This is a genomic window from Desulfocurvus sp. DL1XJH-121, from assembly GCF_054819825.1.
This window is the reverse complement of record NZ_JBTVWW010000001.1, coordinates 253,776-272,107: the sequence shown is the minus strand read 5'-3', so window position 1 is coordinate 272,107 and position 18,332 is coordinate 253,776. Positions and strand designations below refer to the sequence as shown.

Here is an 18,332-nt window from a genome sequence, read left to right as displayed (position 1 = left end):
CGCCATGCGTCTGGCAGTGTTTTCCGTCATCCATCCCGGGGTCGCGCCCTTCCTGCCCGCCTGGGCCGAGAGCGTGGCCGCCCAGGATGACCGGGACTTCGACCTCTGCCTGGCCCTGGATGGCCTGGACGAGGCCCGTGCCGTGGCTGCTTGCGGCCGTGACCTTGGGGCGCGCTGGTTTCCGGCCTCGGCCGGGGCCGGTCCGGGCCGGGTGCGAGGTGAGGCCCTGGCCGTCCTGGTGGAGGAATACGAGGCTGTGGTCCTAGTGGATAGCGACGACGTCCTGTTGCCAGGGCGCGTGGGCCATGCCCGGGGCATGCTGGCCCTGGCCGACTTGACCTGCTGCGCCATGCGCGTGGTGGACGAGGCCGGACGCGAGTGTGGCCCTGTGTTCACACCCGGGCCGTGGTTGGAGCAACTGCATCGGGTTAACGTCTTCGGCTTCACCAACAGTGCCTATCGTTCTGAGGCCCTGCGGGCCGCCCTGCCCTTGCCCGATGACTGCCTGCTGGTGGACTGGCTGGTGGCCTGCCGGGCCGTCCTGGCCGGGTTTCGGGCCCGGATCGACGGACGCCTCGGCATGGACTACCGCCAGTACGGGGTCAATACGGCTCGCATCCTGGCCCCGTTCAACGCCAGGCAGGTCCTGCGGGCCACGCGTCTGGTGCTGGGCCATTACGTCTGCCTTGGGCGGGGAGGGCGGCTGGAAGGAGCCTGGGCCGAGGCCGCGAGGGATGCGGCGGACTTTTCGGATGTCGTCAATGGGGATGCGGCGTTGCTGGCGGCCTATGTCCAGGCCCTGAACGGCTTGGAAGGCGGGCACGTCTGGTGGTCGTGCGTGGCCCATCCTGATCTGGAGGAAATATGGAAAAATTGAACATCGAGGGTCGACTGATCGGCCCGGGCGAACCGCCCTATGTCATCGCTGAGATCGGCTCCAACCACAACGGTGACATGGATCTAGCCCGCAGGCTGGTGGACGCGGCCGTGGAGGCGGGAGCGGATTGCGCCAAGTTCCAGTCCTGGTCCAAGCGTTCGCTTATCTGCAAGGCCGAGTACGAGCGCAATACGGAGTACGCGGATACGCACCGGCACTTCGGCACCCTGGAGCAGATGTGCGCGAAGTACCAGTTCACCGAGACCCAGCACCGCGAGATGGCGGATTATTGCCGGGAAAGGGGCATTACCTTCATATCCACGCCCTTTTCGGCCCATGAGGCGGATTTGTTGGAAGGACTGGACGTGCCCTTCTTCAAGATCGCCTCCATGGACGTGCCCAACCTGCCCCTGCTGGAGCACATCGGGGCCAAGGGCAGGCCGGTCATGCTCTCCACGGGCATGTCCACCGTGGGCGAAGTGGAGCGGGCCGTGGCGGTCCTGCGCGAGGCCGGATCGGGTCCGGTCTGCGTCCTGCACTGTATCGCCGTGTACCCGCCGCGCTACGCGGACATAAACCTTCTGAACATCCCCATGTTCCAGGACGTGTTCGACGTGCCGGTGGGCTTTTCCGATCATTCCCGTGGTACGGCCATCCCCTTGGCCTCGGTGGCCGTGGGGGCCTGCGTGGTGGAGAAGCACTTCACCCTGGACAAGGACATGAAGGGCTGGGACCATTGGGTGTCCGCCGACCCGGCGGACATGGCGGAAATCGTGCGCGAAGGCCGCAATATAGCCTTGGCCCTGGGCGGCCGCAGACGGGTGCTCTGCGCGGACGAGCAGGCCAAGAAGCTGGCCTTCCGGCGCAGCGCCGTGGCCGCGCGGCCCCTAACCAAGGGCGCCGTGCTGGCTATGGACGACTTGGATTTCAAGCGCCCGGGCACGGGCATCGGCCCGGACGAGGCCGCATACCTGGTCGGTCGGACCCTGGCCCGGGACTTGGCCGAGGATGAGGAAATGCAATGGAACGACCTATTATAAATGGAGACTCATCATGTCATTGAACAAAATTGTGCATGTGGGCGACAAGTTCGTAGGTGACGGTTGCCCGTGTTTCACCGTGGTGGAGCTTGGCGTGAGTCACGAACAGAACGTGGACTTGGCGCGCGATTTCATTCGCCAAGCCAAGGCCTCGGGCGCGGACGCCGTCAAGGTGGAATCCTTCCAGGCGGACGACTTCGCCTTCGACAAGACCCTGACCCATACCTATGGCACGGCCGACGGGCCGCGCACCGAGAATTACTATGCCATGCTCAAGCGCCTGGAGTTGAGCTACGACGATTATGCCAAACTCAAACAGGAGGCCGACGAGCAGGGCATTCTGTTCTTCTCCACGGTGCACAATTCGGCCAATGCCCAGGTCATGCAGGACATGGACGTGTGCGCCTTCAAGATCGCGTCCAGCGACGTGACCAACCTGCCTCTGATCCGCGATCTGGCTAAACGAGGCCTGCCCGTGTTCATGGATACCGGTGGGGCCTACGTGGGCGAGGTGGAGCGGGGCATCCGCGAATTCGAGGCCCAGGGCTGCGAGAATTTGATCCTGATGCACAATCCTCTGGGCTATCCCGCGCCGCCGGACAAGACCGACCTGCGGATGATTCCGTCCCTCAAGGCGCTGTTCGATGTGCCCGTGGGCCTGTCCTGCCACACGCCGGGCTTCGACATGGTCGTGGCCGCCACGGCCCTGGGAGCCAACGCCATGGAAAAGCCCATCACCAGGGATCGGACCCTCCCTTCTCCCGAGCATATCTTCGCCTTCCAGACCGAGGAGTGCGACGAATTCGTGTTCAAGGTCCGGAATACAGAGATTGCCCTGGGCGGCAAGCGCCGGTCCAGTGTGCCCAGCGGATCCTATGCCCGCAAGACGCGCAGGGGTGTCTACGCGGCCAAAGCGATCAAGGCCGGGGAAACGCTGAGCGGAGACAATGTGGTCTTCGGGCGGCCCCTCAAGGGTATTCCGGTGGAGTTGGCCGACGAGGCCATGGGCATGACCCTGCGAAGGGACGTCGGGGTGCATGAACCCATCAACTGGAAGGACCTCGAATAATGGCCTCGGCCTGCATCATCCCGGCCAAAGGCCGTTCGCGGCGCCTGCCGGGCAAGAATGCGCTGCCCGTGGGCGGGGTGCCCATGGTGGTGCGTTCGGTGCGCGGCGCCGTGGACTCCGGGCGCTTCGACTACGTGGCCGTGAGCAGCGACGACGAAGCCATCCTGGCACTGGCCCGCGAGGCCGGGGCCGAAACCCTGCGCCGGGGACCGGAACTGTGCGCCGACGACGTGCGTGCCAAGGATGTGGTCCGCGAGCACCTGCGTGCGCTGGGCCGAGAATTCGAATACGTGGCCCTGCTCATGAACACCAATCCCTTCCGCACCGCGAACCACGTGCGCGAGGCCTTCGATCTCATGGTCGCTCGCAAGGTGCGGACCCTGGTGGGCGTGTGCGCCTTCGAGTTTTGCCCGGGGCTGGCCATGCGCATCGAGGACGGCCTGCTGCGGCCGTACCGAGGCCAGGGCATGGAATGGCTGCGCGAGGAGGATTTCCCCCAGGGTTACCGTCTCAACGGGGCCATGTTTATGGGTTGCTACGACCATTTCATGGCCACGGGCACGTTCCTGGATTCCGAGACCGTGCCCTACGTCATGGACCGCATGAGCTCCTGGGACATCGACACCCCGGAGGACTACCGCCTCGCCGAGGCGTACCTGAGGATGGAACAGTGATCGGTATCGTCAACTACGGCCTGGGCAATTTGTCCTCGGTGCGCAACGCGCTGGAGTTCCTCAAGCGCGAGGCCGAATTCGTCACTCGGCCTGAGGACCTCGATCGGGCCGAGGCCTTAGTGCTACCGGGCGTGGGCCATTTCGTTGCGGGTATGGAAAACCTCCTTCGTGGCGGCTTGGCCCAAGCCCTGTACCGGGAAGTGGTGGACAGGGGCAAGCCCATCCTGGGCATCTGCCTGGGCATGCAGCTCATGTGCGCGTCCAGCGCCGAGGCCCCGGGTGTGGATGGCCTTGGCTGGTTCGATCTGAGCTTCGAACTGCTCAAGAGCCGGGATCTGCGCACCCCCAACATCGGCTGGAACGATGTCTCGGCGACCGGGGATTCCCGGCTTCTGGCCGGGCTGAAGACTCCGACTTTCTATTTCGTGCACAGCTACTACGCCGACGGCCTGGGTTCCGGGGTGAGCTCATATATCGACGCGGACGTCAAGGTGGCCGCCTCCCTGGAGCGCGGCAACATGTTTGCCACCCAGTTTCACCCCGAGAAAAGCCAGCAGGACGGGCTCAAGGTATTGTCCAATTTCCTGGAGATCGTGGATCATGGCTAAGCGGCGGTTGATAGTTTCCTTGCTCTATCGAGATGGGGTCATTGTCCAGAGTCGACGGTTTTCGCACACCAACGTGGTGGGCTCTATGAAGATCGCCATCGAGTTCTTCAACGTCTGGGAGGCCGACGAGATCGCCATTCTCAACGTGGCCCGCCAGGACGACAACTTCGACTTGTTCGTGCAGGACATCCACGAGGTGTCAAAGTCTTCGTTTTTGCCCCTGTCCGTGGGCGGCTGGGTCACGGACAGGGACCGGGTGAAGATGCTCTTCGACAACGGGGCGGACAAGGTGGTGGTCAACACCCGGCTTTTCGATGATCCGGACTTCGCCCGGGCCATCGCCTCGCAGTACGGCAACCAGGCCCTGGTGGCCGCCATCGACGCCAGGCTTGAGAATGGTCGGCATATGGTCTATGTGGACCGTGGCCGCCGCCCCGTCGGACTGGAAGCGGCTCACTGGGCGCGCAAAGTGGAGTTGTTGGGGGCGGGTGAGATTCTGCTCACGTCCATCGACCAGGACGGCCAGAAGAACGGCTACGACTTGGAGCTCATGCGCCAAGTGTCCGAGGCCGTGGACATCCCCGTCATCGCCTTCGGAGGCATACAGGATTTCACCAATATGGCGGATTGTCTGGAGACCACGCGCATCGACGCCGTGGCTGCGGGCAACGTGTTTCACTATTTCGAGCAGAGCACTCGCAAGGCCAAGAACGCCCTTTTGGCCCGGGGCGTGGACACCCGGGTGCCCAACAACTACTTCAAGTACTAGTCCCCAGGGAACGAGGAGAATGACATGCAGTATTGCAAGAGGTGCTGTTATCCCAGCAACGCCCGCCCCTACACGGTTTTCGACGACGAGGGCGTGTGCAGCGGCTGCCGCGTGGCAGAGAGGTTCGTGGAGGTCGACTGGGACGAGCGCATGAAGGCCCTCAAGGACCTTGCCGCTCGGTACAAAGCCATCGCCAAGGAGCGCAAGAACTTCTGGGACTGCATTATCCCCGTGTCCGGGGGCAAGGACAGTCACTACCAAGTCCACGTGGCCAAGCACGTCCTGGGCCTTAACCCCCTGCTGGTGACATACAACCACCTGTTCAACACGCCGTTGGGCACGCGCAACCTGCGCAATCTGGTCTCCAAGCTGTCCTGCGACAACGTGCGCTTCACTTCCAATCCCGACGCCGTGCGCCGCCTGTCCACCTACATGCTCAAGAAATGCGGCGACCTGACCTGGCACTACCACGCGGGTATCCTGACCCTGCCCCTGCAGATGGCGGTCAAGTTTAACATCCCGCTCATCATCTGGGGCGAGAACAATTATTCGTTCCTGGTGGGCACCTTCGACCCCGACGACATGGTTGAGTTCTCGCGCAAGCACCGCAAGGATTTCGGCCTGCGCGGCATCGAGGCCGAGGATGCCGTGGGCCAGAACGGCATCCAATGGTCTGACATCGCGCCCTTTGTCTATCCCGACGACGAGGACATCGAACGGGTGGATGTCAAGGGCATCTACATCTCCAACTACGTGCCCTGGGACGAGAAGGCCCATTCCGAGGAGATGATCCGGCTTTACAACTTCGGCACGGCCCAGGCGCCCAGGGACCGGACTTTCAACCTCTACGCCAAGCTCGAGGATTGCCACGCCAACGGCGCGCACGACTACCTTAAATACCTCAAGTTCGGCTACGGCCGGGCCACGGACGACGCCTCGACCATGATTCGCCAGGGCTTCATCACCCGCGAGGAGGGCATCGAATACGTCCGGCGGCACGACCACGTCCGCCCGCGCGATCTGGACATCTGGCTGCGCTTCGCGGGCATGAGCGAGCAGGAGTTCTTGTCCCACGTGGACCCGCTGCGCGATTCCCGGATATGGGCGCGCAACGACCGCGGCGGCTGGGTGGTCAAGGACTCCATCGTCAACCACATCGACGAGCCGGGTGTGGAAGCGGCCCGTCTGCCACTGAAGAACGCCCACCGCAAGGAATTCATCGAGGGGCGCTATCCTGTGGACGACCCCAGGTGGTTGCTGGACTACGACGGCTACGTGACCCTCTAATTTAATCGGAGTTGCCGTGTACGATCATACCCAGAGCATGTGCGGCCCGGACGCCACGGTGCGGGGTATCATCGCCCTACTCACCAGGAGCGATTTACTCATGGCCATGGTGGTGGACGGGCAGGGGAAGTTGCTGGGCTGTGTCACCGACGGCGACATCCGGCGGGCCATACTGGGCGGGGTCTCTCTGGACAGCCCGGTGTCCATGATCATGAACGCATCGCCCCGGACTCTGCCCGAGAGCGAGGCGGACAAGGCCCTGGAGATGATCCGCTCCATGGGCGTGAAGCAGGTTCCGCTGCTGGACGAGGCCGGGCGCGTGGTGGGCGTGAAGACCTGGAAGGAGGTCTTTGGACTGCGGACCGGAGACCGACGGGACAACGCCGTGTTCATCATGGCCGGCGGAAAGGGCACCCGCTTGGCCCCGCTGACCCGGATCATCCCCAAGCCCCTGGTGCCCTTGGGCGACAAGACCGTCATCGAGGTCATCATGGACCGCTTCGTGCGCTGCGGCCTCGACCGGTTCGTGCTCTCGGTGAACTATAAGGCCGAGATGATCCGTGCCTATTTCGAAGAGAACAAGGGCTACGACGTGCGTTTCGTCCAGGAGGCCGAATACCTGGGCACGGCGGGCAGCCTGAGGCTCGGCCGCCAGCTGCTGGACAAGACGTTCTTTCTGGCCAATTGCGACGTGCTGGCCGATCTCGACTACGACGACATCCTAGACAGCCACCGGCGTTCAGGAGACGACGTGACCATGGTCGGCGTGCTCAAGAACTGGAAGATTCCCTACGGCGTCATCAAGCTCACGGACGGCAAGTTCAGCGAGGTGCGTGAGAAGCCCGAGTTCGACTTCATCATCAACGGCGGCATTTACGTCATGGAACCGCACGTCGTGGACCTGATCGGCGACGGCGAGGCCATCGATATGCCCGATCTCGTCCGACGGGTCGGGACCAATGGAATGAACGTGGGCGTGTATCCCGTATCCAGGGAATGGACGGACATCGGTGAGATCGACGAGTATAGAAGAATCTTCAACGAATTCTCGTTTATCAAGGAATAGCGTCCCGCAGAGCGCGGGGAGGGCAGCGCATGGTCATCGGAGTATACATCGGGTCCGAGTTGACGGGTTTTTTTTCCAGCATCGCCAAGGTGCTTTCAGAGGAACACAAGGTCGTCTTGGTGGTGCAGAACCATATGGTCAAGAAATACGCCCAGGCCATCTCGGGAATCCCCGACGAGCGGATCATCGTCCAGTCCGACTACGACGGCACCGTGCCCGAGGAGAACGTTCAGGCCGAGTGTCTGGCCCGTGAAGCCAAGTACGGCTTCCTGTTTTCGGAACTCATGATCTACGACCGGAGCGTGGCCCGGGGCTATCTTTTCAACGCCGAGCTGATCCCCCACATTGGTCGCTCCTGGTGGCCGCTGCGGAAGCGGCAGAACTACCTGCTGTCGAAGATCAGGCTGGCTGAGATGCTGGTGGAGCAATATGGCCTACAGATGTTCATCTCCATCGTTTCCGTGGTCTTCTTCTCAAGGGTGCTCGCCCACCACAAGATTCCGTACCTGACGTTTTATCCGGTGAAGTTCGGGAGCCGGATGCACTGGGCCGACGACGAGACTGCCACCAGCTCCAAGATGCGAACCATTATGGCCGAGGCCTTGGCGGATCCCGCCGAAGCCATCCGGGACGTGGAGTACGCCCAGGAGTTCACCTCGGCCTACAACCACAAGCAGATTCGGTACACCTACGGCGCGGCCCTGAAGACAGCGGCGCGCAACCTGGCCTCGGACATCAAGGCCCGCCTGCGGGGCAGGCAAAAGATTGATTCGTACTGCCTGGGGGGCTGGGTGCTCCCCATCCTGAACAAGCCGCGCATGTTCCATTATTTCGAGAAGCATGGCCGTAAGCCGGAGGATCTGGAGGGGCAGCGTCTGGTGTACATTCCGCTGTCCTACGAGCCGGAGATTTCTCTGTACGGGTTTTCGCCGGAGTTCAACAACACTATTGAGATGATCGCCCTGGTGTCCCGCGTCCTGCCTGCGGATATGAAGATTGTGGTCAAGGAGCAGCCCTTCACCTTTGGCGTGCGCTCCAGGCGCTATTGCGACTACCTGCGGCAGATGGGCAACGTGATTTTGGCGCATCCCTCGGTCCACAGCTGGGAGTGGATCAAAGCCTCGGACCTCGTGGTCACGGTCACGGGCACCGTGGCCATTGAGGCAGTCTACTTCAAGCGTCCGTCTATCGTCTTTGGCAAGAACCACATTGTCCGCGATCTGCCCTGCGCCCGGTTCGCGTGCTGCTACGACGACCTGCGCCGTGCCGTACCCGAACTATTGGCCTTGAAGCCGGACGCCGAGGAGTTTCGGCGTTCGGCCCATGCCCTGTTCAGGGCCCAGATGGGGGTTTCCCTGGAGATGCCTGGGTTCGAGAAGAGTTATGCTTCGAAGGGGCCGGACGAGAAGTATGCGCGCATGGCCTTGGCCAAGCTCGGGGAGGTCTATCCCGAGGTCCTTTCCTAGCTGCGTCCATGGTCGCAGGATCGTCCCATCGTCTTTTCAGAGGACGGAGAGTCGTCCGTATAAAGGAGATAGTATGCATTTCGAGACGTCGTTCGGAGACAGGATACCCATCCTCCCGGGGTATCGGGGCCTGTTTCCCCATCGCGAAGACAGCCTCCGCGCAGCGTCGAGCCTTGCCGCCCACATCGCCGAGGGCGGCGGACAAGCCGTGGAGGACCATTACCAGCCGATCTCCCTGATGGGCTACGCCGTTCGTCTGGGGCGGGTGTCCCGGATGATCCAGTTCATGAACGAGGCCGGTATCGCCGGGAAGTATCATTCTATGCTCGACCTCGGCACGGGCCACGGCGTGCAGCCCATGCTGCTCAAGGGGTTCGGCTTGGCCGAGCAGGCCAGGGGCATCGATATCGTCAAGCGCGAGGGCAGCGCCCCGCGCGGACATCTCAAAAAGCGCCACCTGCAGTTGCGGTTGATTGGACCCGTCTTGGATTGGCTGTACAGGAAGGCACAGTCCGATCCCAACGCGCCTTTTGGCGCCGATTTTAACAAGGCGGTGCTCAAGTTCGGCAGCCCCCGACTGGGGGATAGGCAATACACCGGCAGCGTTCTTGCGTCGGAGTATTTCTACAAGCTGCGCCTCAAGAGCGACACGCAACTGGACGAATACATCGGCGGCGATATCTACGAGCACAACGCCTCGTACGATCTGATCACCGCGTTTTCCGCACTGATGCTTTTCCCCACGGAAAAGGTTGTGGCCAAGATTTCGGACCTCCTGGAGGAGGGCGGCATCCTTTGCGTCCTGGACCCCGTCTGGTGGTACGGCTCCAACAGTTTTCCCTTTGTGGGCGACTTCCCCTGGGCCGGGCAGCGCCTCACGCCCGAGGACTACCTGAGGTACATCGAACAGTTCTATCCGTCGGAGCTGGAACGGTACGCCATGGCTCAGAAATATTTCACATTCCCGCAGCCGACGCTGCGGGCCTACGAGGAAATCGGCGCCAGGTATGGCCTGCGACTGATCGCCTACAAACGTTTTATCCCCTCGGGCTGGTCCTACAAACGTGGCCCGTCGGCGACCTTGCAGGCAAATTGGGCCGAGGTGGATGTGGACGAGATCCTGCACAATATTTCCCGCTTCAGGGACGACGTGTGCCGTGACGACCTGTTCACCAGTTTCATGGCCTTCGCCTTCCGAAAGTGCTCCTCACCTGCCAATGCCCCCGTGGGAGATCCGGACGCCAATCCGTTTCTGAAGCGGTACGACGGCAAGCAGAGCCCTCTGTTTCGACTGGTGAAGAAGACCGTCCTGAAGGTGACGACCAATAACTGATGGGCGGCCCCGGGCCAGCGGGCCGAGACCGACGCAACGCCGCGAGGAAATGATGCAATTCGCAAACGTGCTCGTCCTGTCCCCCCATCCCGAAGACGGGGAGCTGGGGTGCGGCGGGACCATACAGCGATTCATCCAGGATGGTGTACAATGCTGGTACGCTGCGTTCACCATTGCCGAGAAATCCACGCATCCCCCCTTTGATTCCGACGCCCAGCGCGGTGAGATGATGCGTTCCACGGGCATTTTGGGATATGCTCCGGAGAGGGTGTTGGTGAAGAACTGGGAGGTCAGGACCTTTCAGGCGCATCGCCAGGAAATCCTGGACTATATGATCGCGTTGCGCAACGAGATCCGGCCGGATCTAGTGTTCTGCCACAGCCGGGACGATACTCACCAGGATCACCAGGCCATCACGAACGAGGCCATACGGGCCTTCAAGCAATCGTCCATCCTGGGGTACGAGCTGCCCTGGAATACGTTCCACTTCTCCACGGAATATTTTGTGGAACTAAACGAGGCGCAAGTCGCTGCCAAGTGTGACGCCTTGTCCTCCTATCAGTCCCGCAACTATCGCCCATACCTGGACGGCAAGCGTCTACGCCAGTGGATGGGAACCCGCGGACTGCAGATTGAAACGGACTACGCTGAATGCTTTGAGGTCATTCGCCTCGTGGACAGGCTCATGCCTCTTTCCCAACGATAACGCCAAGACGGTAGGCAATAATGAGCAAGGACATTCTGATTCTCGGCATTCATGACGGCCACAACTGCGGCGCGACCCTGACCCGCAATGGCGTGGTCCTCGCCTCGGTTTCCGAAGAGCGCCTGACCCGCAGGAAGAATGAAGTCGGATTCCCGGCGAAGTCCATTGTAGAGGTCTTGCGTATCGCCGGGGTGGGCGCCGGCGATTTGGACGAGGCGGCCTATGCCTCCAACTTCATGCATTCTCCCGATCACCTTCTTGAATTGGGTCCATGGTATCGTGTCGGCCTTGAGGATCAGCGCCGCTATCAGCAACAACCCAAAGGGTACCAAAAGGTCGTTTTCGACCAGCGACGGGCGGAGCGCATCGAACTCGTTTGCGAATTGATCAAAATAAAGAAAGATAAAGTCACCTTTGTCGAGCATCATGAAGCCCACGTGGCCGCGGCGTATTACTCCGCTCCAAATTATCGGCCTGGAAAGCCGCTTCTGGGCATCACCTGCGACGGATCCGGCGATGGAATAGCTGCCACTGTTAGCGTGTGCCAAGGGAACGTCCTGCGGCGCATAGCCGAGACGCCCCGCCATGCCTCCCTGGGCAAGGTGTATTCCCGCGTCACCATGATGATGGGCATGAAGCCGTGGGAGCATGAGTACAAGCTCATGGGTATGGCCCCGTATTCCGATCCCGACCGCAGCCGCAAGGCCGCCGCCCCACTGTTCGAGCTGCTTCGGCTGCGCGGCGACGGCCTGGGCTTTGAGCAGGCCGGGGAACTGTCCACCAACTTCTGCTACGAGTACCTGCGCGAGATATTCGAGCGGGTGCGCTTCGACACCATTTGCGGCGCCGTGCAGTTGTTCACCGAGGAAATGCTTACGGGCTATGTGCGTGGCGCCATCAACCACACCGGCATTCGGGACGTATGCCTGGCCGGCGGCGTGTTCATGAACGTCAAGGCCAACATGCTCGTGGCGCAGATGCCCGAGGTCGACAGCATCTACGTGATGCCCTCGGGGGCGGACGAGTCCTTGTCCATCGGCGCCTGCCTGCACCGCTACTACGCCCTTTCCGGCGATGAAAACCATGCCCAGTCTGTGTTTCGCGATCTGTACTTCGGTGCGGATTACGACGAGGCCAACGAGCGCAAGGCCATGGAGGAATTGCTCCCCGGCACGGGCGTCACTGTGTCCACGCCCGAAGACATCGATCTGGCCACTGCGGATCTGCTGGCCGCCGGCGATGTGGTGGCGCGTTGCCGGGGCCGCATGGAGTGGGGTGCGCGGGCGCTGGGCAACCGCAGCATCTTGGCCCGCGCCGATGACTACCGTGTGGTTGCCAAGATCAACGACATGATCAAGATGCGCGACTTCTGGATGCCCTTTGCCCCGGCCATCAAGGCTGAGTGCAAGGACCGCTACATGGACGACCCCAAAGACCAGAAGCCGTACTTCATGACCTACGCCTACGAGTCCAGGCCCGAAACGTATGAGCATCTGACCGCGGGCAGCCATCCCAAGGACCGTACCCTGCGGCCGCAGGTGGTGACGCGCGAGGCCAACCTCGGCTACCACAGCGTCATCAACCGCTTCGAGGAGCTAACGGGCATGGGCGTGATCATGAACACATCCTTCAACCTGCACGGGTTCCCCATCTGCGCCGATGCGCGGGACGGCATCGACGTGTTTCTTCATTCCGGGCTGGACCATCTGGCCCTGAACGGTCATCTGCTCTCCAAGCCCAACAGAGGGTAGAAGGTCATGGCCATCCGTTTTCATGAGGCGGGCCGTGGCGAGTGGAGCACTCTCCACCGCGACGGCCTCGTCGTTTGGTATGCCGGGCGCGAGGGATCGGTCCGCGCCCTGTTGGACACCTTGCCATCGGGACGCGCACCACGACGGGCCGAGGCGGCCCAGGCCCTGCGCGGCCTGCCCGGGCATTTCGCCGTGGCCCTGCTGGGCGATGGCTGGGGTCTCGTTGCTGTGGACGAGGCGCGGGCCTATCCGCTGCTGTACGCCGAGACCGTGGACGAACTGCATCTCTCGGGCTGCGCGCGTGCGGTGCGCGACGCCGCCGGGCTGAGCGGTATGGACGAGACCGGCGTGCTGGAATTTTTGATGTCCGGCTTCGTCACTGCCGGTGGCACCGTGATCCGGGGGCTTCATCAGTTGCAGGCGGGTGAGGCCCTGCTGTGGTCCGAAGGCGGCGGTGGCGAAGTCTTCCGTTATTACCTCTTCCATACCCGGGAATTTCTGGAGGACGGCAGGGATGGCTTGGTGGAGCGGCTGGGCTTGGCCACGGACGCCGTGTTCGACCGATTGGTGCAGGACCTCGACGGGCGTCCCGCGCTGCTGCCACTGTCCGCCGGTCTGGATTCGCGGCTGGTGGCGGCCAAGTTGGTGGAACGCGGGTACGACGACATCCGTACCTTTTCCTATGGCACCCCCGGCAATCACGAGGCGGCCCACGCCCGCAAGGTGGCCGAAACCCTGGGAGTGCCGTGGCGGTTTGTGCCCATTTCCGGGCCGGACATGCGGGCTTTCCACGAATCCTCCCTGCGCCGGGAGTATTGGAACTTTTGCGACGGCCTTGCCTCGGTGCCCAATCCACAGGACATCGTGCCGCTGCTGAAGCTGCGTGACGAGGGCGGGTTGCCCGGGAATGCGGTACTCATCAATGGCCAGTCCGGGGATTTCAGCTGCGGGGCACATATCCCGCGCGCCCTGACTGAGGCGGATGCCTGCCTGGGCGATGTGTTCGAGCTTTTGCTCGCCAAGCATTTCGCCCTGTGGCGCGACATGCTCACCCCGGGGAACACGGCCCGCCTGCGGGCAAAGATGCAGGGGGCACTGGCGGCAATCGACCCGGACCCGGACACCCCTGCCCGCCTCGCCGTGTTGCACGATTGCTGGGAATGGCAGGAGCGCCAGTCCAAGTATGTGGTCAACGGACAACGCATTTACGATTTCCTCGGTCTGGACTGGCGGCTGCCCCTGTGGGAGGCTGAGTGGAACGACTTCTGGCCTCGCGTGCCTGTGGAATATCGCCTGGGGCGCGGCCTGCACAGGGATTATCTGCGCCGTTGGGATTACCGGGGCCTGTTCTCCGGGCGGGAACCCGTAGTCTCGCATTGGCCGGGGGCCAGCGTTGTCCTGTTCGCCGCCGCCCAGATCGCGGGCCTGTTCGGGCGCGGGGCCAAGGACGCCTGGTACCGGCACGCCCGCTGGTTCGGGCACTACGGCTTCCAATGGCGCTCCTACCACCTGGGCCGTTTCCTGCGCGATGCCAATCAGGCCCGCAATGTGCTGGCGCTGTTCGTGGAAGATTGGGTTGGGGAGAATTTGAATCTGGCGACGCGGCATGCCTTGAACTTCTGAGAGAGGGGCTTGTGATGAAGACGGCGCGGTTCGAGACTCTTTCGGTGGAGACGGTCGAGGAGAGTCTGCAGAAGTTGCTGGCCGTTGCGGCGGATCAGTCCGATGAGTATTGGACCCGCGACAATTTTTTGCGGGATCTTCCAGGTAAATGGGATTTGTCTTTTGCTGTTTTTTTGAATTCGGACCTTGTGGGGTATGCCGTGCTCTCGAACAAGGATTCCCGAACCGTGCATCTGCATCATTTCATGCTTCGCAGCGATTGCAGAGGGGAAGGATTGGGGGGGCTCATGCTGGCGGAGGTCGAAGCCAGGAGCCGAAGGGCCGGAGCAAAGGTGCTGTCCCTGAAGTATCGGGCCGACAATGATCGTGTTCGGGCGTTTTACGAGCGGGCCGGTTTCGGGGTCGTGGGGCAAAATGCCCCGTACCGACACATGGCCAAGATCCTTGTTCCGGCGGGATGAAGGAAAACGAATTTTCCGGTGGCTGTCCGTTATGCCATTGGGGTTTTTGTCTTTGTATTATAGCCTGTTTTGTCGCTGATGCGCCAGCGCCCGGCAGCCTTGCCTCTCCAACCTTAGAGGGCCGGGTCACCCACCTTGTGCCCGTGGAGCTTTAGTTTGATAGTCGCAATTCATCAGCCGCATTATTTCCCTTGGATTCCCTATATGAACAAGCTGGCTGTGGCCGACGTGTTCGTGGCCTATGACACGGTGCAACTACCGCGCGGCAAGTGCAAGGAACTGCGGACCAAGTATCTGGATGAGGGCGGCGAAAAGTGGCTGACCATCCCGGCAGGCAAGGAAAAGAGCGCCATGCGTCCCATCATGGATGTGCACCTGCCTGACTCAGACTGGAAGCAGAAGCATTTGGACAAGCTGCTCAACGCCTATCGCCGTGCTCCGCATCTCGATTGGGCCTTGACGTTCGTGGAGGAGTGTTTGGGGCCGGAGAGTCTGACCGGGCTGGCGGACATCCATTGCCGCATCCTGGAGCGCTTGTCCGAAGCCCTCGGGCTCGGTACGCGCATTGTCCGCGCATCCGCCTTGGCGCCCTATGACGGTGCTTCTCTTCATGATTATGTTGTCGAACTGGTGAAAAAGGCGGGTGGGACCCGGTATTTCACCGGCGCGGGCAAGGGCACCATGAAGACGGTGGATGAAGGGCGGTTCCTCCGTGCCGGTATCCAGTTGGAATACCAGGACTACGCCATCCCCCCGTGGAAGCACCTGCACGGGCATGAATTCGTCCCGGGAATCTCGGTGCTGGACGCGTTGTTCAACCTGGGGGCGGAGGCCGGACGGGTGATCGTCGGGGGCTAGTTCCCCGCTTGGGGCGATGGGTCGGTGTTGGGAACCTCGCCGTCCATGAGTCGCTCGAAGGCTTCGGGATTGTATTCCCTGAATACCCGGTAGTGGGCCGATGTCCGATAGGCGGCGTAGGCCGTTTGTTGTGTCTTCAGCATGCCGTCCACGTTGTCGGCGGTGAGCAGATCGCCAAATCCGTTGTCCGTTCCGTCCATGCGCCGCAGCAGGCGTTTTCCGTAGGCCGGGGTGAAGTGCGACAGTTCGTAGAAATCCTGGGGACGGAAGGCGAGAGTTGTCTGGTTCAGAGCTGTGAAGTCGTAGACAGGGGATATCCTCGTCAGAGCCCGTTTCCATTCCATGAATGAGCCCAGCATCTTGCGGCGTTCATAGCTGATCCAGGCGAAGACGTTGCGCGGTTCGATGAACAGCAGCATCCGCGTTCCGGCTGCCCGGCATTTCCTTTCCATCGTGTCCACTTCATTCAGCCGTTCGCCTTTAAACAGTGTCGCATGGGTGTTGGAATACATGGCCCGTAGGCCGACCTGGTTCTCGTGGCGGTCTTCGGCGTCGAAGGCTGTTCTCTCTCCTGTCTTCCATTGTCGTAGGCCATATTCGTATTTGTCGTCTTTATTTCCGGATAATTGGATCAGGCTGTGCTTGAGGACCGTGCTTGAGAGGGCGGCATCGAAGATCTTGTCCACGAAGAGTAAAGGCCCGTTCCCTCGATCGAGCATGTCGTGAGGGAACATTTCCCTGAATCCGTTTTCAGCGTCTGTGAACATCTCGTAGGACAGGCCGATGATGATTTTTTCCGGGGCGAATGTCCGTAGAGAGTAGTCCAGATAGGCGTGTATTTCCTGCAGGGTGGCACCGGTCACGCCGAGATTGTAGACCTCCCCGCGCCTGTAGCCGGAGAATTCTGCGGGGAGTCCCCAGGAAACGCGTGAGTTCCCCAGCAGGACGACCTTGGGACGCAGTGCTACGGCAGAATACGGCTTGAACAGATATTCGAAATGATTTTCACCGGGGGTGATTCCATGCTCGCCGTGGGGCCGCCAGACCCCGAAAGGGTCCGCATAGATGTTGAGCCCCGCGGCGGCGAGGGTCAGGATCAGGGTAAGCCCCGCGAACAGGCGAATGAAGGTCCGAGATGACTGCATGGACTTCCTAGAAGTTGAAATATAAAAATTCGCTTGCTTGGTTCAGGCAGAGCAGGCCGTAGGCGAAGAGGCAGGCGGCTGGAACGGCGTAGGAGACGGGGCGGGAACGCATGTCTGCGGCCATGTCGTGGCTGTTGCGGCACAAGAACGCGATGCCTAGCGAACCCGTGACCCAGAGTATGGTGTCCAGGCCTCCGTTGATGTCCGTCAACATCCCGTCGGCCCTGATGCCCCAGTCCGCGAGCCAGGGCAAGCGGGCCAAGACGAATCCGGGAACGGAAATTCCCGACAGTCCCACCATGCCCTTGAGGACCTTCAGGGCGTCGCCCCAAGTGGTCGCCCGGAAAAAGACCCAGGCCACGTTGACGAAGTTGAAGGTCAGGAACCAACCCAGCAGGGGCGGCAGGACGTACCCCCCGCGTTTCCATAGGCGCAGGCCGATGAGCGCCGCGCCGTGCAGCAGGCCCCAGAAGATGAAGTTCCAGCCCGCGCCGTGCCACAACCCGCCGAGCAGGAAGGTGACGAGTACGTTGGCCAGGGCCCGGCCGTCGCCTTTCCGGTTGCCGCCCAGGGGAATGTAGATGTAGTCGCGCAGAAATCGTGACAGGGTGATGTGCCAGCGTCGCCAGAAGTCCTGGATGTCCGTGGCCTTGTACGGGGAATCGAAGTTGATGGGCAGGCGGATGTTGAACATCAGCGCCGCGCCCAGGGCCATGTCCATGTAGCCGCTGAAGTCGAAGTACAACTGTCCGGAATAGCTGAGGCTGGTCAGCCATGCTTCCACGAAGGTCAGGGATGGGGCGCTGTCGAATCCGGCGGTAGCCCATGTCGCGAGGGTGTCGGCCACGGCGACTTTTTTGAACAAGCCGATGGCGAAGTACAGAAGTCCCGTTGCCAGGTTGGCCTGGTCAGGAACTAGATTCCGCACACGCCGGAACTGAGGCATCATCTCCTTGTGGTGTACGATGGGGCCGGAGATTAGTTGTGGAAAGAAGGTTACGAACAATGTGTAGTTCATGAAGTCATATTCGCGGGTCTGGCCCTGGTAGCTGTCCACGAGATAGGCGATTTGCTGGAAAGTGAAAAAGCTGATGGCCAGCGGCAGGATTATGGGGGGATTGGCCCACTCGAGGTTGGCCAGGGTATTTACATTATCGATGAAGAAATTGAAGTACTTGAAATAGGCCAGCAGCCCCAGGTTGGCCGCGATGCCCAGGCCGAGCACGGTGCGACGCTTCGTCGCATCGCTCCCGGCCGAGTTGCCGAGCATGGAGCCCACGGCGAAGTTGAACAGCACGGACCCCAGAATGAGTGGCAGATGGACGGGGTTCCACCAACTGTAGAAGAACAGGGACCCCCCCACCAGAAGCGTCTTGGCTCCCACGACGTATCGGCGTGCCACCAGGCCGAAGTATGCAACGTAGAGCAGCGGCAAGAATACCAGGATGAATTCCTTGGAACTGAATAGCAAGGGGAACGCTCCGGGGGATGGATGTCTGCTCCGGGGGTGCGAAATGCGAAGTAGATATACGTCTACCCGGAAGGCGGCGTCAAGGAAGGGTCTTGCCTCCGGGCGGGGAGTCTGGCACCGTGCTCACG

The 18,332-nt window shown here is 61.6% G+C and carries 17 protein-coding genes; 15 read left to right on the top strand and 2 right to left on the bottom strand.

The features are described from left to right. The first annotated feature begins 4 nt into the window (after window positions 1-4). The 15 genes from ACYYG1_RS01265 to ACYYG1_RS01195 all read left to right on the top strand — a co-directional run bounded on the left by ACYYG1_RS01265 (window position 5) and on the right by ACYYG1_RS01195 (window position 15,588). Window positions 5-877, top strand: a complete 873-nt coding sequence (locus ACYYG1_RS01265; RefSeq protein WP_461208453.1) for a hypothetical protein — start codon at window positions 5-7, stop codon at window positions 875-877. Beyond that, on the top strand, window positions 865-1,917 hold the full coding sequence (locus ACYYG1_RS01260; RefSeq protein WP_461208452.1) for an N-acetylneuraminate synthase family protein: 1,053 nt from the start codon (window positions 865-867) through the stop codon (window positions 1,915-1,917). Before ACYYG1_RS01265 ends, ACYYG1_RS01260 begins: the two co-directional genes overlap by 13 nt. A 13-nt stretch (window positions 1,918-1,930) precedes the next feature. Next, complete coding sequence (locus tag ACYYG1_RS01255; protein ID WP_461208451.1) at window positions 1,931-2,986, top strand: N-acetylneuraminate synthase family protein; 1,056 nt, start codon at window positions 1,931-1,933, stop codon at window positions 2,984-2,986. Further along, the gene (locus tag ACYYG1_RS01250; protein ID WP_461208450.1) at window positions 2,986-3,660 is read left to right on the top strand and encodes an acylneuraminate cytidylyltransferase family protein; all 675 of its coding nucleotides are present in this window, start codon (window positions 2,986-2,988) and stop codon (window positions 3,658-3,660) included. Before ACYYG1_RS01255 ends, ACYYG1_RS01250 begins: the two co-directional genes overlap by 1 nt. After that, a complete protein-coding gene (gene hisH, locus ACYYG1_RS01245) occupies window positions 3,657-4,268 on the top strand; it encodes an imidazole glycerol phosphate synthase subunit HisH (RefSeq protein WP_461208449.1) in 612 nt (203 codons plus the stop codon). Before ACYYG1_RS01250 ends, hisH begins: the two co-directional genes overlap by 4 nt. Beyond that, window positions 4,261-5,037 (top strand): imidazole glycerol phosphate synthase subunit HisF, encoded by a 777-nt coding sequence (gene hisF, locus ACYYG1_RS01240; protein ID WP_461208448.1) that lies wholly within the window; start codon window positions 4,261-4,263, stop codon window positions 5,035-5,037. The genes hisH and hisF overlap by 8 nt, the downstream gene beginning before the upstream one ends. Window positions 5,038-5,061: 24 nt before the next feature. Then, on the top strand, window positions 5,062-6,324 hold the full coding sequence (locus ACYYG1_RS01235; RefSeq protein ID WP_461208447.1) for an N-acetyl sugar amidotransferase: 1,263 nt from the start codon (window positions 5,062-5,064) through the stop codon (window positions 6,322-6,324). 16 nt (window positions 6,325-6,340) lie between these two features. Further along, the gene (locus ACYYG1_RS01230; RefSeq protein ID WP_461208446.1) at window positions 6,341-7,390 is read left to right on the top strand and encodes a nucleotidyltransferase family protein; all 1,050 of its coding nucleotides are present in this window, start codon (window positions 6,341-6,343) and stop codon (window positions 7,388-7,390) included. Window positions 7,391-7,419: 29 nt separating this feature from the next. Further along, window positions 7,420-8,856 (top strand): capsular polysaccharide export protein, LipB/KpsS family, encoded by a 1,437-nt coding sequence (locus tag ACYYG1_RS01225; RefSeq protein WP_461208445.1) that lies wholly within the window; start codon window positions 7,420-7,422, stop codon window positions 8,854-8,856. A 73-nt stretch (window positions 8,857-8,929) separates the two neighbouring features. Continuing rightward, window positions 8,930-10,189, top strand: coding sequence for a hypothetical protein (locus tag ACYYG1_RS01220; RefSeq protein ID WP_461208444.1), 1,260 nt, complete (start codon window positions 8,930-8,932; stop codon window positions 10,187-10,189). 49 nt (window positions 10,190-10,238) lie between these two features. Continuing rightward, complete coding sequence (locus tag ACYYG1_RS01215) at window positions 10,239-10,895, top strand: PIG-L deacetylase family protein (protein ID WP_461208443.1); 657 nt, start codon at window positions 10,239-10,241, stop codon at window positions 10,893-10,895. Window positions 10,896-10,915: 20 nt separating this feature from the next. Beyond that, complete coding sequence (locus ACYYG1_RS01210) at window positions 10,916-12,646, top strand: carbamoyltransferase C-terminal domain-containing protein (RefSeq protein ID WP_461208442.1); 1,731 nt, start codon at window positions 10,916-10,918, stop codon at window positions 12,644-12,646. Between the two features lie 6 nt (window positions 12,647-12,652). Further along, on the top strand, window positions 12,653-14,269 hold the full coding sequence (locus ACYYG1_RS01205) for an asparagine synthase-related protein (protein WP_461208441.1): 1,617 nt from the start codon (window positions 12,653-12,655) through the stop codon (window positions 14,267-14,269). 14 nt (window positions 14,270-14,283) lie between these two features. Continuing rightward, on the top strand, window positions 14,284-14,730 hold the full coding sequence (locus tag ACYYG1_RS01200; protein ID WP_461208440.1) for a GNAT family N-acetyltransferase: 447 nt from the start codon (window positions 14,284-14,286) through the stop codon (window positions 14,728-14,730). Between the two features lie 135 nt (window positions 14,731-14,865). After that, window positions 14,866-15,588: a WbqC family protein gene (locus ACYYG1_RS01195; RefSeq protein WP_461208439.1), complete on the top strand. Its 723-nt coding sequence runs from the start codon at window positions 14,866-14,868 to the stop codon at window positions 15,586-15,588. Here ACYYG1_RS01195 and ACYYG1_RS01190 read toward each other — a convergent pair. Further along, complete coding sequence (locus ACYYG1_RS01190; protein WP_461208438.1) at window positions 15,585-16,733, bottom strand: SGNH/GDSL hydrolase family protein; 1,149 nt, start codon at window positions 16,731-16,733, stop codon at window positions 15,585-15,587. The two genes, ACYYG1_RS01195 and ACYYG1_RS01190, sit on opposite strands and share 4 nt — an antisense overlap. Window positions 16,734-16,740: 7 nt before the next feature. After that, window positions 16,741-18,204, bottom strand: coding sequence for an MBOAT family O-acyltransferase (locus tag ACYYG1_RS01185; protein WP_461208437.1), 1,464 nt, complete (start codon window positions 18,202-18,204; stop codon window positions 16,741-16,743). Window positions 18,205-18,332 lie beyond the last annotated feature (128 nt).

Excerpts from the sequence above, each read along its gene's own strand:
- ACYYG1_RS01265 (WP_461208453.1), top strand. The coding sequence starts at position 5 with ATGCGTCTGGCAGTGTTTTCCGTCATCCATCCCGGGGTCGCGCCCTTC.
- ACYYG1_RS01260 (WP_461208452.1), top strand. The coding sequence starts at position 865 with ATGGAAAAATTGAACATCGAGGGTCGACTGATCGGCCCGGGCGAACCG.
- ACYYG1_RS01255 (WP_461208451.1), top strand. The coding sequence starts at position 1,931 with ATGTCATTGAACAAAATTGTGCATGTGGGCGACAAGTTCGTAGGTGAC.
- ACYYG1_RS01250 (WP_461208450.1), top strand. The coding sequence starts at position 2,986 with ATGGCCTCGGCCTGCATCATCCCGGCCAAAGGCCGTTCGCGGCGCCTG.
- hisF (WP_461208448.1), top strand. The coding sequence starts at position 4,261 with ATGGCTAAGCGGCGGTTGATAGTTTCCTTGCTCTATCGAGATGGGGTC.
- ACYYG1_RS01235 (WP_461208447.1), top strand. The coding sequence starts at position 5,062 with ATGCAGTATTGCAAGAGGTGCTGTTATCCCAGCAACGCCCGCCCCTAC.
- ACYYG1_RS01225 (WP_461208445.1), top strand. The coding sequence starts at position 7,420 with ATGGTCATCGGAGTATACATCGGGTCCGAGTTGACGGGTTTTTTTTCC.
- ACYYG1_RS01220 (WP_461208444.1), top strand. The coding sequence starts at position 8,930 with ATGCATTTCGAGACGTCGTTCGGAGACAGGATACCCATCCTCCCGGGG.
- ACYYG1_RS01215 (WP_461208443.1), top strand. The coding sequence starts at position 10,239 with ATGATGCAATTCGCAAACGTGCTCGTCCTGTCCCCCCATCCCGAAGAC.
- ACYYG1_RS01210 (WP_461208442.1), top strand. The coding sequence starts at position 10,916 with ATGAGCAAGGACATTCTGATTCTCGGCATTCATGACGGCCACAACTGC.
- ACYYG1_RS01205 (WP_461208441.1), top strand. The coding sequence starts at position 12,653 with ATGGCCATCCGTTTTCATGAGGCGGGCCGTGGCGAGTGGAGCACTCTC.
- ACYYG1_RS01200 (WP_461208440.1), top strand. The coding sequence starts at position 14,284 with ATGAAGACGGCGCGGTTCGAGACTCTTTCGGTGGAGACGGTCGAGGAG.
- ACYYG1_RS01190 (WP_461208438.1), bottom strand. The coding sequence starts at position 16,733 with ATGCAGTCATCTCGGACCTTCATTCGCCTGTTCGCGGGGCTTACCCTG.